The organism is Actinomadura geliboluensis (assembly GCF_043197915.1).
GTDB classification, from domain to species: Bacteria; Actinomycetota; Actinomycetes; order Streptosporangiales; family Streptosporangiaceae; genus Spirillospora; species Spirillospora geliboluensis.
Map to the genome: position 1 here is coordinate 76,431 of NZ_JBICUA010000014.1, position 15,401 is coordinate 91,831.

General features: G+C 71.3%; 12 protein-coding genes. 10 read left to right on the forward strand and 2 right to left on the reverse strand.

The window, feature by feature from the left end:
* Nucleotide 1: 1 nt before the first annotated feature.
* The 10 genes from ACGFI1_RS36775 to hydA all read left to right on the forward strand — a co-directional run bounded on the left by ACGFI1_RS36775 (nt 2) and on the right by hydA (nt 12,376).
* Nucleotides 2–1,312 (forward strand): metal-dependent hydrolase family protein, encoded by a 1,311-nt coding sequence (locus ACGFI1_RS36775; protein ID WP_392792095.1) that lies wholly within the window; start codon nt 2–4, stop codon nt 1,310–1,312.
* Entirely contained in the window at nt 1,309–3,363 is a 2,055-nt protein-coding gene (locus ACGFI1_RS36780) for a hydantoinase/oxoprolinase family protein (protein WP_392792099.1), read from the forward strand. The genes ACGFI1_RS36775 and ACGFI1_RS36780 overlap by 4 nt, the downstream gene beginning before the upstream one ends.
* A gap of 20 nt (nt 3,364–3,383) precedes the next feature.
* The gene (locus ACGFI1_RS36785; protein WP_392792101.1) at nt 3,384–5,168 is read left to right on the forward strand and encodes a hydantoinase B/oxoprolinase family protein; all 1,785 of its coding nucleotides are present in this window, start codon (nt 3,384–3,386) and stop codon (nt 5,166–5,168) included.
* A 40-nt stretch (nt 5,169–5,208) separates the two neighbouring features.
* Nucleotides 5,209–6,840 (forward strand): ABC transporter substrate-binding protein, encoded by a 1,632-nt coding sequence (locus ACGFI1_RS36790; RefSeq protein ID WP_392792104.1) that lies wholly within the window; start codon nt 5,209–5,211, stop codon nt 6,838–6,840.
* A gap of 102 nt (nt 6,841–6,942) precedes the next feature.
* On the forward strand, nt 6,943–8,019 hold the full coding sequence (locus tag ACGFI1_RS36795) for an ABC transporter permease (protein ID WP_392792107.1): 1,077 nt from the start codon (nt 6,943–6,945) through the stop codon (nt 8,017–8,019).
* Nucleotides 8,020–8,120: 101 nt separating this feature from the next.
* Nucleotides 8,121–8,933 (forward strand): ABC transporter permease, encoded by an 813-nt coding sequence (locus ACGFI1_RS36800; RefSeq protein ID WP_392792110.1) that lies wholly within the window; start codon nt 8,121–8,123, stop codon nt 8,931–8,933.
* Complete coding sequence (locus tag ACGFI1_RS36805; RefSeq protein ID WP_392792113.1) at nt 8,930–9,796, forward strand: ABC transporter ATP-binding protein; 867 nt, start codon at nt 8,930–8,932, stop codon at nt 9,794–9,796. The genes ACGFI1_RS36800 and ACGFI1_RS36805 overlap by 4 nt, the downstream gene beginning before the upstream one ends.
* Nucleotides 9,793–10,581, forward strand: coding sequence for an ATP-binding cassette domain-containing protein (locus ACGFI1_RS36810; protein ID WP_138641658.1), 789 nt, complete (start codon nt 9,793–9,795; stop codon nt 10,579–10,581). The genes ACGFI1_RS36805 and ACGFI1_RS36810 overlap by 4 nt, the downstream gene beginning before the upstream one ends.
* Before the next feature lie 20 nt (nt 10,582–10,601).
* The gene (locus tag ACGFI1_RS36815; protein ID WP_392792116.1) at nt 10,602–10,991 is read left to right on the forward strand and encodes an allophanate hydrolase-related protein; all 390 of its coding nucleotides are present in this window, start codon (nt 10,602–10,604) and stop codon (nt 10,989–10,991) included.
* A complete protein-coding gene (gene hydA, locus ACGFI1_RS36820) occupies nt 10,988–12,376 on the forward strand; it encodes a dihydropyrimidinase (RefSeq protein ID WP_392792118.1) in 1,389 nt (462 codons plus the stop codon). The genes ACGFI1_RS36815 and hydA overlap by 4 nt, the downstream gene beginning before the upstream one ends.
* A gap of 123 nt (nt 12,377–12,499) precedes the next feature.
* Here the strand turns inward: hydA and ACGFI1_RS36825 are convergent, their stop codons facing one another.
* Both ACGFI1_RS36825 and ACGFI1_RS36830 read right to left on the reverse strand, forming a co-directional pair.
* Nucleotides 12,500–13,207 (reverse strand): hypothetical protein, encoded by a 708-nt coding sequence (locus tag ACGFI1_RS36825; RefSeq protein WP_392792120.1) that lies wholly within the window; start codon nt 13,205–13,207, stop codon nt 12,500–12,502.
* Between the two features lie 781 nt (nt 13,208–13,988).
* A complete protein-coding gene (locus ACGFI1_RS36830; protein ID WP_392792122.1) occupies nt 13,989–15,380 on the reverse strand; it encodes a serine/threonine-protein kinase in 1,392 nt (463 codons plus the stop codon).
* Nucleotides 15,381–15,401: the final 21 nt, after the last annotated feature.

Below are 15,401 nucleotides of genomic sequence, written 5' to 3' on the forward strand. Positions count from 1 at the left end.
GGTGCCGACAACGACCACCGCACGGCGGCCGATTCCGCGGGAGGGGACCCTCTGGCTGACCGGCGGGCATGTCGTCGACGTGCTCGGCGGGACGATCCGCCGCGACGCCAACGTCGCGGTCGCGGCGGGCCGGATCCAGAAGATCACCACCGCGGCGCCGGAGCCGGGCGCCGAGCGCATCGACCTCGGCGGCCGCTACCTGCTGCCCGGCCTGATCTCGGTGCACACGCACCTGTCGGTCGTGTACCCGTTCTCCGCCACCGACGAGGCCGAGAACCCGGGCCTGACCGCGCTACGGGCGCTGTCGCGGGCCCAGGACGCGCTGCACGCCGGCGTCACGACGATCCGCTGCGTCCACGAGCAGAACCGCGCCGACCTGCTCATCCGCACCAGCGTCGAGCAGGGGTGGGTGGACGCGCCCCGCATCATCGGCGCCGGCCGCGCCGTCTCGACCACGGGCGGCCACGGCCACGGCTCGGCCTGCTCGTACGCCGACGGCCACGACGGCTTCCTGGCGGCCGCGCGCACCGAGCTGGCCGCCGGCGCGGACCTGATCAAGGTGTTCATCACCGGCGGCATCGCGCACGAGGGCGAGTCGTTCACCGGCGCGCAGATGACGCTCGACGAGATGCGCGCGGTGGTGCGGGCGGCGGAGGAGCACGGCACCTACGTCACCGCGCACGCCGGATCCGGGTCGGCGATCCGCGAGGCGCTCGCGGCCGGTGTCCGCGGCTACGAGCACGCCTACGAGCTGGACGACGCCACCGCGAAGGAGATGGCCGAGCGGCGCGTCTTCCTCACCCCCACCCTGTGCGTCACCCGCTGCCCCGACTGGATGGCCGAGCACTCGTTCAGCGAGTGGCAGATCCAGCGGGCCCTGGAGGTCGGACCGGGCCACCTCGCCAGCATCCGCCGGGCGGTCGCGGCGGGCATCGCCGACCCGCGGGACCCGGACGCACCCGGGATCACCATGCTCGCCGGCACGGACTACCCGCCGGGCGAGCCCATCGAGGACACCGTCGTCGCCGTCCGCGAGATGGAGTTCCTCACCGAGGCGGGGCTGAGCCCCGCGCAGGCGCTGCGCGGCGGCACCAGCGACGCCGCCCGGCTCGTCGGCCTCCAGGGGAAGGCCGGGGCGGTCGAGGAGGGGCTGCTCGCCGACCTGATCGTCACCGACCGCGATCCGCTGTCGGACCTGTCCGCGCTGCGCCGCATCCCCTTCGTCATGCAGGGCGGACGCGTCGTCCGCGACGACCTTCCCACCGCGCCGGCCGACGGGGCCGCCGCCGACACCCCCGGAGGCACCCTGTGACGTCCTCGCACCGCACCCGCCTCGCGGTCGACATCGGCGGCACGTTCGTCGACGCCATCGCCTACGACGAGGTGACCGGCGAGCTGCGGCTGCACAAGGCCCCGACCACCCCGGACGCGCCGGCGCAGGGCGTCATCGACGCCGTCGGCGGGCTCGCCGGCCGGCTGGACGACGTCGAGGCGTTCGTGCACGGCACGACCCTCGGGCTCAACGCGATCCTGCAGCGCCGCGGCGCCGACGTCGGGATCATCACCAACGCCGGGTTCCGCGACCTGCTGGAGATCGCGCGGGCCAACGTGCCGGGCCAGTACATGTACGACTTCGCCTACGCCCCGCCGCCGCCGCTCGTGCCGCGCCGGCACCGGACGGGCGTGCCCGGCCGGATCGACGCGCAGGGCGCCGAGGTGGAGCCGCTCGACGAGGACGCCGTCCGCGAGGCGGGCCGCGTCCTGGTCGAGGAGCACGGGCTGCGCTCCATCGCGATCTGCTTCCTGCACTCCTACGCCGAGCCGGCGCACGAGCGGCGCGCGGCGCAGATCCTGCGCGAGAGCTACCCGGACGTGTCGATCTCGGTGTCCACCGACATCAGCCGCGAGTACCGGGAGTACGAGCGGACCAGCACCGCGACCCTGGACGCCTACATCCGGCCCGTCCTCAGCGACTACATCGGCGCGCTGGAGGAGCGCCTCGGCGACGCCGGGCTGACGCGCCCGCTGCACATCATGCGCTCGGGCGGCGGCGCGATGACCGCCGAGCTGGCCCGCAGCGCCCCGCTGATGACGGTGCTGTCGGGGCCGGCCGGCGGCGTGGTCGGCGCCTCGTTCCTGGCCCGCGAGCTGGGCCGGGACAAGCTGATCTCGTTCGACGTCGGCGGCACCAGCGTGGACTGCTGCGTCATCGAGGACGGCTCTCCCGGCGAGGTGCACGAGGCCGGGATCGACGGCTTCCCGCTGCTCATCCCGATCTTCGACATCCGGACGGTCGGGGCGGGCGGCGGGTCCATCGCCTGGATGGACCACGGCCTGCTCAAGGTCGGCCCGCAGAGCGCCGGCGCCGTCCCCGGCCCGGTCGCCTACGGCGCGGGCGGCACCGAGCCGACCGTGACCGACGTCGCGCTGGTGCTCGGCTACCTCGACCCGGCGGCGTTCCTCGGCGGCGACATGAGCATCGACGCGGACGCGGCGCGCGCCGCCGTGGCCGGCAAGCTCGCCGGCCCGCTCGGCGTGGACGTGACCCAGGCCGCCGCGAGCGTCCTGCGGGTGCTGCTCGCCCGGACGGTCGGCGCGCTCCGCGAGATCACGGTCGAGCGGGCGCTCGACCCGCGCGAGTTCGCACTGCTGGCGTTCGGCGGCGCGGGGCCCCTGCTCGGCCCGATGCTGGCCCGCGAGATGGGCATCACCGAGACCATCGTCCCGCAGGTCCCGGCGGCCTTCTCGGCGTTCGGGATGCTGATGTCCGACCTGGAGTACGAGTTCGCCACCACCGTGCTCAAGCCGCTCAGCGACGACACCCTCGCCGAACTGGAACCGGCCTTCACCGATCTGGAGAACCAGGGCGAGGAGGTGCTGTCGCTCCAGGGCGTCAAGCCGGAGGACCGCACCCTGGTCCGCCGCCTGGACGTCCGCTACCACGGCCAGGAGCACACGCTCGGCATAGACCTGCGGCCCGGTGACGACGCCGCCGCGATCCTCGAGCGGTTCCACGAGCTGCACCGCGCCCGGTACGGGCACGCGATGCCCGACGGCGGCCAGATCCTCACGCTGCGGGTGCGGGCCGTCGGCGTCCTGCCGAAGCCCGGGCTCCGCACGCTGCCCGGCGGCGGCACCGGCGACCCCGAGCCGGTCGACGGCCGCCCCGCCTTCGACGTCGCCACCGGCGAGACCGTGCCGTTCCCGGTGTACGAGCGGACGTCCCTCGCACCCGGGCACGCCGTGCCCGGCCCCGCGATCGTCGAGGAGGGCACCTCCACCACGGTGATCTTCAGTGACCAGCGGCTCACCGTGGACGTCCACGGCCACCTGCTGGTGAGCAGCCCGGAGACGGCCCAGTGAGCCAGACAGGAGATGGTCCGATGAGCACGACGACGCCCGGCGGCCCCGAGGGCGCGCGCGGAGCGGCCCCGCTCGACGGGGCGACCGTCGAGGTGATCCGCAACTACCTGGTCTCCGTCGGGGAGCAGATGCGCCGCACGCTGGTGCGGGCCGCGTTCAACCCGGTGATCTACGAGGTCCTCGACTTCGGCATCTCGATCTACGACGGCGACCTGGAGCTGATGGCCGAGGCCGCCGGGATCACCTCGTTCCTCGGCGCGAACGACCACGCGATCGTCAAGGGCGTCGAGTACGTGGGCCGGGAGAACCTCGCGCCCGGCGACGTCTACCTGCTCAACTACCCGTACTGGAGCGGCGCGCACTCCTACGACGCGATGCTGTTCTCCCCGGTGTTCCGGGACGGACGCGCCGAGCCGTCCGCCTACCTGGCCGTCCGCGCCCACTGGATGGACCTCGGCGCGAAGGCCCCCGGCTACGTCCTCGACTCCACCGACATGCACCAGGAAGGGCTGATCTTCCCGGGCACGCGGATCGTGCACCAGGGCGAGGTCGTCCGCGACATCGTCGAGCTGATCCGCTTCAACTCGCGGCTTCCGGACCTGACCATCGGCGACTTCCACGCCCAGCTCGCGGCGCTGCGCACCGGGGAGAACCGGCTCGCGCAGGTGTGGGACAAGTTCGGCGGCGACGTCGTGGACCAGGCCGTCAAGCAGATCATCGAGCACGGCGAGCGGGTCGCCCGCAAGGCCGTCGCGGCACTGCCGGACGGCACCTGGACCGCGTCCGACTACTGCGACGACGACGGCATCACCGACGACCTGATCCGCATGGAGGTCAAGGTCACCGTCGACGGCGACCGGATGGAGGTCGACTTCAACGGCTCCGACGGCGCCGTCCTCGGCCCGGTGAACCTCCCGATCGGCGCCACCGAGAGCCTGGCCAAGTCCACCTTCAAGGAGCTGACCACGCCGGACGAGCCGTCCAACGCCGGCCACTACCGGGCCCTGACGATCAAGGCGGACCCGGGCAACTTCTTCCACGCCGTCTACCCGTCCGCGACGTTCACCCAGTGGAGCGGCATCGTCGCCTTCGAGCTGATCCACAAGGCGCTCGCGGACGTCCTCGACTCCATCCCGGCCTCGTCGGGCGGCGACGAGCCGGGCTTCATGGCCCTCGGGCACGACCCGCGGACCGGCGAGGACTTCGTCATCAGCAACAACGAGGGCATCGGGTGGGGCGCGCGCCGCGACCGCGACGGCGCGAACGCGCAGCAGCACCCGTCGCAGAGCGTCGTCCGCAACACCCCCATCGAGGTGCTGGAGCACAAGTCGACGATCTTCCATGAGCGGCTGGAGCTGATCCCCGACTCCGGGGGCGCCGGCCGGTACCGGGGCGGCGTCGGCGTCCTGCGCGAGGTCCGCTACCTCGCCGAGGGCGAGGTGCTGTCGATGAAGAAGAAGAGCAAGACGCGGCCGTGGGCGCTGAACGGCGGCCTCGAACCCGAGCCCAGCGGCATGACGCTGTGGCCCGGAACCGACCGCGAGAAGCGCGTCGGGATGTACCGCGCCACGATGCGGGCCGACGACCGCTTCGTCAACCGCACGGCCGGCGGAGGCGGCTACGGCGACCCGCTCGACCGCGACGCCGCGGCCGTCGTCGCCGACGTCCTGGACGGCTACGTCACCGCCGAGGCCGCCGAGCGCGAGTACGGCCTGATCGTCGCCCCCGACGGCTCCCACCACGAGACCCCGGCCCGCGCCGAACGGCGCCGGACGCAGCCCCCCGCCGATCGGCACGACACCTGAACCCGTCCGACCGGACACGTCCACGAAGGGGAGACGACCCGTGCTCCACACATCTCTTGCGGCCGGCGAGCCGGCACCGAGGACCAGGTGGTTCCCCGGCGGGCTCCGCGCCCGGGGGCGCGCCGCCGGGCTGCGGCTGACGGCCGTGCTCGCGGCCGGGGCCCTCGCCGCGGCCGCGTGCGGCGGTGCCGGCGGCGGCTCCACCGCCCGCACCCAGACCCTGATCATCGCCGAGAACGAGCCGCCCGCGACGTTCGACCCGGCCCAGGCCGACAACTCCACGGTCGACGAGGTGGCCCGGCCCGCCTACGACACCCTCGTCAAGTACGACGCGAACAACAAGATCGTCCCGAGCGTCGCCACCGAGTGGAAGGTCTCCGAGGACGGCCGCTCCATCGACATGACCCTGCGCGGCGACGTCACCTTCCACGACGGCGCCAAGCTCACCGCCACCGACGTCCAGTACAGCCTCGACCGGATCAAGAAGCTGAAGGTCGGGGTGGCGTCGCTGCTGACCCCGTACGACTCCACCGAGGTCGTCGACGACACCCATCTGACGATCAAGCTGACCCGCGCGTACGCGCCGATGATCCCGGCGCTGACCCGCGTCTACCTGCTCAACTCCAAGCTGGTCGAGTCGCACAAGGGCGACGACGAGGGCCAGAAGTGGCTCGCCACCGCCGACGCCGGCTCCGGCCCCTACAGGCTGACCGGCTACACCGCCAACCAGGAGGCGAAGTTCACCCAGTACGACAAGTACTGGGGCGGCTTCTCCGGCCAGGCCAAGGACGTGGTCTTCCGGTACCTGCCACAGGCCGCGACGCAGAAGAGTTCGCTGCTGGCCGGTGACATCGACATCGCCATGGACATCGACCCCAACGACTGGAAGTCGTTCGAGGGCAACGGCGGCTACAAGGTCGACAAGGCCGACACCAACGTCCAGCTCTACGTGTTCTTCAAGATGAAGGACTCGCCGCTGTCGAACAAGGCGCTTCGCGAGGCGATCGCCTCCTCCTACCAGTACGACCAGCACCTCACCTCGATCCTCAAGGGCGCGGGCAAGAAGGCGACGGGCGTGCTGCCGTCCACCATGGCCTGCTTCGACTCCGCCGTCCCGCAGCCGGCCCACGACGTCGCCAAGGCCCAGGAGTCGCTGAAGTCCGCGGGGCTCTCCAACGTCACCCTCACGATGACCTACCTGAAGGCGACGGCCGAGATGGAGCAGGCCGCGACGCTGCTCCAGTCCGACCTGGCCAAGATCGGGGTCAAGCTGAAGCTCGAAGCGATCACCTACCCCGAGCACGTGCAGCGGCTGAAGAGCAACAAGACCACGCCCGACCTGGCCATGATCTACGCCTTCCCGCCCAACCCCGACCCCGACTCGATCCTGTACCAGCTCTTCGACTCCAAGTTCATCAACAACGGCCAGAACACCGGCGGCTACGACAACCCCAAGGTCGACTCGCTGGTCGAGAAGGCCCAGGCCCTCACCGACGAGACCGAGCGCTGCGGCCTCTACAAGGAGGCGCAGCGGCTCATCGCGGCCGACGTCCCGTCGGTCAACATGTCCAACCCGCAGACCGTGACCGTCATGCGCGAGGGCATCAGCGGCTACGCCTACCAGGCGTCGCACCACCAGACCGTCGACGTCTACGGCATCAAGGTCGGCTGACCCGCCCACCTGAACAGCGCCGGGCCCCCGGTTCCCACCGGTGAGGCTCACGGGGGCCCGGCGCCCACCATCCATGAGATCTCCAGCGAGGGGAGGCACGGCATGACGCGATTCCTGCTGAGACGGCTCATCACCAGCGTCGTCGTGCTGTTCGGCCTGGGCGTCGTCACGTTCCTGATGTCCCAGGTGCTGCCCGGCGACCCCGCGCGGGCCGCGGCCGGCCGCAACGCCACCGCCGAGCAGGTCGCCGCGGTGTCCGCGCGGCTCGGGCTCGATCGGCCGATCTGGGAGCAGTTCCCCCGATATCTCGGGAACCTCCTGCAGGGCGACCTCGGCACATCGGTCTTCACCCAGCGCCCGGTCCTGGACGACATCGCCCAGGCTCTGCCGTCGTCGATCGAGCTCGTCCTCGCCGCGATGCTCGTCAACGTGGTGATCGCGGTGCCGCTCGGCGTGTACGCCGCCTACCGCCGGGGCCGCGCCGCCGACGTCGCGGCCCGGCTCATCGTGCTGTTCGGCGCCGGGGTGCCGGTCTTCTGGCTGGGGCTGATGCTCCAGCTGGTGTTCGCGGACCGGCTCGGCGTGCTGCCCCTGACCGGGCAGCTCGGCTTCGGCCGCGAGGTGCCCGAACTCACCGGCATGACCTCGCTGGACGCGCTGCTGAGCGGGGACATGGCCGCGTTCGGCGACGCGGTGGCGCACCTCCTGCTGCCCGCCGTCACGCTGGCCGCCGCGTTCATCGCGGTGGTCGCCCGCACGGTCCGCTCCTCCATGATCAGCGTGCTGGACTCGGACTACATCACGCTCGCCCGCGCGACCGGGGCGTCCGAGCGCCGGGTGGTGATCCGGCACGGGCTGCGCAACGCGCTCGTCCCTGTCAGCACCATCCTCGGCATGCAGCTCGGCTGGATGCTCGGCTCCACCGTGCTGGTCGAGTCGGTGTTCGGACGCAGAGGCATCGGCGCCTACGCGGTCAACGCCGTCCTGCAGAACGACCTGTACGCGGTGATCGGCAGCGTGCTCGTGATCGGAGTGGTCTTCGTGCTGGCCAACATCGTCGTCGACCTCGTCCAACTCTGGCTCAATCCGCGCCTGCGCCAACCGGCGCGCGCACGTCCGGCGGGCGCCGCCGCGGGAGAGCCGCTGGAGAAGGGCGCCATGGAAGGGGCGGCCCTGTGAAGACGGCCGTTGTCCCCATGACGAAGCAAGGGCCGGACGCCCCCGGCGGTGGGCGCGGCGGATCCATCCTGCGCCGCATGCGGCCGGCACGGACGGGATGCATGGCCATCGTGGACCGGGTCGCGCTGACGATCGCGGCGGTGATGGTCCTCATCGCGTTCATCGGCCCGCTGCTCGCGCCGCACGACCCCTACGCCGTGGACCTCGGGCAGGCCCTCCGCGGCCCTTCTGGCGCGCACTGGTTCGGCACCGACGCCAACGGACGCGACGTCTTCAGCCGCGTCCTGTACGGCGCGCGGGTGTCGCTGCTGGCGACCGTGGTCGTGATCGCCGTCGCCACCCTGATCGGCACCCTGATCGGCACGCTGGCCGCGCTCGGCGGGCGGATCGTCGACGAGGTCCTCATGCGGATCTGCGACATCGGCCTGTCACTGCCGGCGATCATCCTGGCGCTCGGGCTGGCCGCCGCGCTCGGCCCCGGCCTGAAGTCCGCGGTGATCGCGCTCTGCCTCACCTGGTGGCCCGGCTACGCCCGCCTCGTCCGCACCCTCGTGCGCGACGTCCGGGACGCCGAATACGTCGAGGCCGCCCGCACGCTCGGCGTCTCCACACCGCGGCTCGTGTTCCGGCACGTCCTGCCGAACTCCCTCGACACCCTCTACGTGCAGACGACGCTGGACGTCTCGGCGGTCATGCTCGTCATCTCCGGCCTGTCGTTCGTCGGCGTCGGCGCCCAGGTCCCGTCCGCCGAATGGGGCGCGATGATCGCCGGGGCTGCCGGGAACCTCACCAACGGCTGGTGGGCCGTCGTCTTCCCCGGCCTCGCGATCATGCTGACCGCGGTCTCCTTCAACCTCGTGGGCGACTGGCTCCGCGTCCGCAACGACCCGACGCTGCGCGGGAGGCACTCATGAATCCGCTGCTGAAGCTGCGGGACCTGCGCGCCGGCTTCCCCGGACCGGACGGGCCCGTGGAGATCCTGCGCGGGGTGGACCTGGACATCGCGGCCGGGGAGAAGGTCGCGCTGGTCGGCGAGTCCGGCTCCGGGAAGTCGGTGACGGCGCGGGCCGTCCTGCGCCTGGACCGCGACGCCGACCTCGGCGGCCGCGTCCTGCTGGACGGCACCGACCTGCTCACCCTGCCCGAACGCGCGATGCGCGACATCCGGGGCGCCCGGATCGGGCTGGTCTTCCAGGACCCGCTCGCCTCCCTCAACCCGGTGATGACGATCGGCTGGCAGATCATGCAGCCGCTCGTGATCCGGGGCGTCCGCAAGAACGAGGCCCGGCGGCGCGGCATCGACCTGCTCGGGCGGCTCGGCGTCCGCGACGCCGCCCGCCGCTTCGACGACTACCCGCACCAGTTCTCCGGCGGCATGCGCCAGCGCGTCGTCATCGCCATCGCGGTGATCGCCGAGCCGGCGCTGCTCATCGCCGACGAACCGACGACCGCGCTCGACGTGCGGGTGCAGGCGCAGGTCCTCACCCTGCTGCGGGAACTGGCCGACGAACGCTCCATGTCCGTGCTGCTCATCACCCACGACCTCGGGATCGTGGCGGGCTTCGCCGACCGCGTCGTGGTGATGCGGCACGGCGCACCCGTCGAGGAGGGCCCGGTCGACGACGTCTACGCCGCGCCGAAGCACCCCTACACCCGCGGGCTGCTCGCGGCGGTGCCGCGCATCGACGACGACCCGTCCCGCCGGCTGACGACCGTCGACGACGCCCTCGACACGGACGTCCGGGTGGCCGGCGCCCTGGAAGGAGGCGGCCGATGACCGCCCTGAGCGTGCGGAACCTGGTGAAGAGCTTCGGCGGCCGCCCGGTGGTGAAGGACGTGTCGTTCGACCTCGCGCCCGGCGAGGTGCTCGGACTCGTCGGCGAGTCGGGCTCCGGCAAGTCGACGGTGGCCCGCTGCGTCGCCCGGCTGACCCGGCCCGACTCCGGCCGGGTCCTGCTCGGAGAACACGACCTGCTCAGCGCGTCCCGGCGGGACCTGCGGACGCTCCGCCGGAACATCCAGATGGTCTTCCAGGACCCGTACTCCTCGCTCAACCCGCGGATGACCGCCGGGGAACTGGTCGAGGAGGGGCTGCTCGTCCACGGGCTGGAACCGGACCGCCGGGCCCGCGCCGCGCGGGCGGCCGCGCTGCTGGAGACCGTCGGGCTGTCCGCCGCCGACGCCGCCCGGCATCCGCGCTCCTTCTCCGGCGGCCAGCGCCAGCGCATCGCGATCGCCCGCGCCCTCGCGGTCGAGCCCAAGGTGCTGATCTGCGACGAGGTCGTCTCCTCGCTCGACGTCTCCGTCCAGGCGCAGGTGCTCAACCTCTTCCGGGACCTCAGGGAGCGGCTCGACCTGTCCATCCTCTTCATCGCCCACGATCTCGCCGTCGTGCACTACCTGTGCGACCGCATCGCGGTGCTCGACCAGGGCGTGCTCGTGGAGATCGGCACCCGCGAGGAGATCTACCGCCGCCCCCGGCACCCCTACACCCGTTCGCTGCTGGACGCCGTGCCCGTCCCGGACCCGGCCGCCGAACGGGCCCGCCAGACCACCCCGTGACCCACGACCAGGAAGGCCCCATGGAAACCCTGCGGATGTTCGTCAACGGACAGGCCATGTCCGGCGGCTCGCTGAACGAGGCGCTGGAGGGCGCCGAGTTCCTCGGACCCGCCGAGACCGCGCCCCGCTACCGCTTCTACTCGGTGCGCGACGAGTTCCCCGGACTCCACCCGGTGCCGTCCGGCGGCCGCTCGGTCCCCGGAGAGCTGTACGCCGTCACCTACGAGATCCTGCGCGAGCACCTGCTGCCCGGCGAGCCGCCCGAACTCGAACTCGGCGTGGTCGAGCTCGCCGACGGCTCCGGGACGCTGTGCATGCGGATGCGCGCCGAGTCCCTGGACCTGCCCGGAGTCGTCGACATCAGCGACGCCGGCGGCTGGCGCGCCCACCTGGCCGCGGTGTCCCGGTGACCGCCGACGTGGTCGTCCGGGGCGGCACCGTGGTCGAGGCGGGCTGGTCGGGCCCCGCCGACGTCGTCATCACCGGCGGCCGCGTCACCGCGCTCGCCGCCCCGGGGACGGCGCCCGCCGCCGCGTCCGTCATCGACGCGGCCGGGCACCTCGTCCTGCCCGGCGGCGTCGACCCGCACTGCCACGTCGGCTTCACCTCCGGCGACTTCACCTCGCTGGACGACTACCGCCAGTGCACCACCGCCGCCGTCCACGGCGGCACCACGACGATCGTGGACTTCGCGATCCCGCGCCCCGGCGAGAACCCGGCCGACGCCGCCCACGCCCAGCGCGCCAAGGCCGGTGAGGGGCTGTGCGACAGCGCCCTGCACGCCTGCGTCGTCGAGTGGGACGACACGGTCCCCGACCAGCTCGCCTCGCTCGTCGCGGACGGGATCGCCACGGTCAAGATGTTCACCACCTACCGCGGCGAGACCATGGCCGACGAGGACACCGTCCTGCGGACCATGAAGACCCTCGCCGCGCTCGGCGGCATGGTCGTCATCCACTGCGAGGCCGACCACATCATCGGCGACGCCCAGCGGCGCTGCGCCGACGCGGGCCGGATCGGCGCGTCCCACATGGCCGGCACCCGCCCCGGCCTCGCCGAGACCGCCTCCGTCGCTGAGATCCTCGCGATCGCCGAGTCGGTGGACGCGCCCGTCTACTTCGTGCACCAGTCGACCGCCGAGGCCGTCGAACTCGTCGCCGCCGCCCGCCGCCGCGGCGTCCGCGCCTACAGCGAGGCGGTCGCGCACCACCTCGTCCTGGACGACTCCGCCTACGCGGGCGACCGTCCCGAACGCTTCGTGTGCTGCCCGCCGCTGCGCCCCGCCGACCAGGTACGGGCGCTCGGGCGCCACCTGTTCACCGGCGAGGTCACCACGATCGGCAGCGACCACTGCTGCTACGACACGGCCCAGAAGGAGTCGCGCAGCGCGGACGTCCGCGCCATGCCCAACGGCCTCCCCGGCGTCGAGACCCGGCTACCGGTGATCTTCTCGGAGTACGTCGTCCGGCGCGGCCTGCCGGTGACGCGCTTCGTCGAACTCACCGCCGCGAACCCCGCACGCACGAACGGCCTCTACCCCCGCAAGGGAACGCTGCTGCCGGGCGCGGACGCGGACCTCGCCATCTGGGACCCGACCGCCGAATGGCAGATCACCGCAGGCGACCTGCACATGGCAACCGACTACACACCGTACGAGGGCATGACCATCACAGGCCGCCCGAAAACGGTACTGGTAGGCGGCCGCGTAGTCGTCGACAACGGCGTCCTAACAGACCCCACCCCCCGCGGCCGCCACATCAAGGCCACCCCGATCCCCACCCACCCCAGCAACTGACCAACAGCGGCCGGGCGTACTTCGCCTCCAATGGTCGTCGCGCGCCTCCAAGCGCACATAGGCCATGAACTAGGGTCAGGGCGACGCTTCAACAATTCCGGTGACGGATTCCATAGGGGAGCCCTATGGAGAGACGATCACTCTCCGAGGGGTACCGCGCCGGTCGGGGGCGACGTTGCGGGGGAGTGAAATGAGGACGCGGTTGCCGAGTGGAGCGTCCAAACGCACAACGACCTCGCGCTCCTCCGCGTAGGCGAACCGCGCTCCGTAGGGAGAGTCGAGGGCGACCTCGACCGGGTCGACCAACACCGCGGTGTCGGTCTCGAACACTTCGGCGTGTGGGTAGGCCGCATATACCGCTGGAGTTCCCATGAACCGGTAGGTCAGCGTTCGGCCGTCGCCGGACAGGACGGACTCCTCGGTGGCCGCGTCGTCTCCGATGCTTTCCGGCCGCCACGTCATCCTGCGCCTGAACTCCGGATCCAGCGCGATGAACGGCCACCTCCTGGCATCGGGGTACATCATCCATGCGGGCAGCTGCTGAAAACCTCGATCTGTGGCGAACGGCCCGAGAGCTCGGACGATCCGTGGCAACGGCTCGGGGACTTCACCTAGGTCGCGGTAGTAGTGGCTCAGCTCGGGCCGCAGTTCGCTCGGCAGCTCCGAAACGCCCGGTCCGCTGAACACCGTCCGCCACGCGGCATCGTTCTTCAGCCGATCGAGCTCCAGCGCGCTCATGCTGGTCAGAACGACCGGTCTGGGTTCACGAGCAACAGGAAAGTCGGCCCATTTCGCCAGCGCTTCGCGCACATCTTCCATCTCCAGGCCCACAACGATCAGCCTACTGCGAGCGCCGTAGGCGATCACTTCAATTACGCAGGAGCCGTCACGAACTGCGCCTAACGTTCACATTGAGCACCCTCGGACCACCCCTCGCGCGGAAGAACAACGAGCGGATGAAGCCGGTCCAGGCTCCGCCACCGACCCCGCTCGCCTAGGGAGAGGAGCCTTTGCCCCTTGTGGCCAATCGACGCCGACCGGTTCCCGAGTGTCAGCTGATCGTTTGTGATTGGACACGTGGCGCGTGGACTGGAACGCGGCGCTGAACTCTGGCGCGGGAGCGCCGCGAGGCCCGGCCGCTGCGGGTGCGGCCTTCGGCGGCCGGGTTCTGGATGCTGACGGCCGCGGGCACTGCCGCATTCGCGAGGCGAGGTTCGAGGCCGGTGTTGGGCCGGAGGCGGCCACTGTGACGGATCCTGCTGCAGGGCATGAGCCATCGCCGGATTGGCAGATCGAGCCCGTTGAAAGGGGCGCAGGCCGCTTCGTCCGAGCACCTGCTCCGGCGAGCGGATCCTGAGGACTGCTGCAGCGCCTTTGGCAGCGAGCGTTCGGCGCTGGATAAGGCGCCGATGAACCTGTCGAGCGCGAACATCTCGCATGTGCAAGACCTTGACCTTGAGGTGTCGGCCGGTGCGGTGTGGACCCGGATCACCAAGTGGCCGGAGTGCATCCGCGAGTTGGTCGATCGGCACTCCGAGGAGATCGGTGGCCGGCATGGCCCGGCTCGGCGATCCCGGGCACCGGGTCTCGCCGATGACGTCACTGGTGGCCGTCAGCCCACGTCGAAACTGAGTCTGATCTCGTGCTCGTAAACATGGTCGTAGATGACGACCCCGGTGATGCTCGGTGAATTCCGCGTGAGAACCGAGAGGTCGCGAGAAGGGAAAGTGTTGGGCTCTTCCACGGGAGGTTCGAGGGTCACGGACCCTACGCCGGGCCGCGACCGGAACCAGTTGGTGACGGCGGTGACCTGGCTCTCCAGGTTGCACTTGTCGTCAGCGGATGTGTACTTGCACAGGGTCGACGCAACCTCCACTGTTGTGTCCCTGTAAGCCCTTGTGAGCTTGGTTGAATAACCCGGGATTGTCCCCATCTTCGCGATGGCGCCCATGTTCGCCTCGTAGCGTTGGTTCGCCTGCCTCTCCTGGAGAGCCTTCACCGACCACACGGTCGTGCCGGTGAGCGCCAGGGCGGTGGCGACCGCCACGAGAGCGATGACGACCTTCTTGCGCGTGCGGGTGGGACGTTGGGGTGGCTGCGGAACGGGCGGTTGCGTCGGCGGCTGGATGAGGGTCGGTTGTGCGGGCGGCTGGCCTTGGGTGAGCCAGGTGAGCTGGGTGTGAAGGTGATCGAGGGTCGGGCGGTGGGAGGGATCCCGGTGCAGCAGCGTCCTGAGGATGGGTTCGAGGGAGTCGGCGTGTGCGGATGGGATGGGGTCCTGGGTGGCGATGGCGATGAAGATGGCCCCGGTGCTGGCGCCCTCGAACGGGGGATGTCCCTCCACGGCGGTGTAGAGCGTGGCGCCGAGTGACCACAGGTCGGCGGCGGCCGTGACCTCCTGGCCGCGGACCTGCTCGGGTGACATGTACGCGGGAGTACCCAGAACGGCGCCCGTTCCGGTCAGGGTCGCATCGCCTTCGACGGCTGCGATACCGAAGTCGGTCAGGACGACACGGTCGTCCTCCAGCAGAACGTTGGCGGGCTTGATGTCGCGATGAGTGATGCCCGCCCGGTGAGCCGCGCGCAGAGCGTCCAGCAGGTGCAACCCGATCTGCGCGACCCGGACGGGCGGCAGCCGTCCCTCGGCCTTCAGCAGGTCGTCCAAGGAACGGCCCCTGACGAGTTCCATGACGATCCAGGGGCGGCCGTCGTCACCGGTCACGCGGTCGTGCACAGTGACGATCCCGGTATGCCTGAGCCTGGCCGCGGCGCGCGCCTCCCGGTCCAGCCGGGCGATCAAGGTCTGCCGTGCGGCATCGTCCAAATGCTCGGGCAGGCGCAGTTCCTTGACCGCCACTTCACGGTCCAGTTGCTCGTCGCGGGCTCGCCAGACCGCTCCCATGCCGCCCCGGCCGAGCAGCGAGACCAGCCGGTATCGTCCCGCCAGCACCTGCCCGTCCGCGTCCGCCGACTGTCGCGAGCCATCCTGCCTCAGCGGTTCCAACGGCCATACCTCTCACAGGAA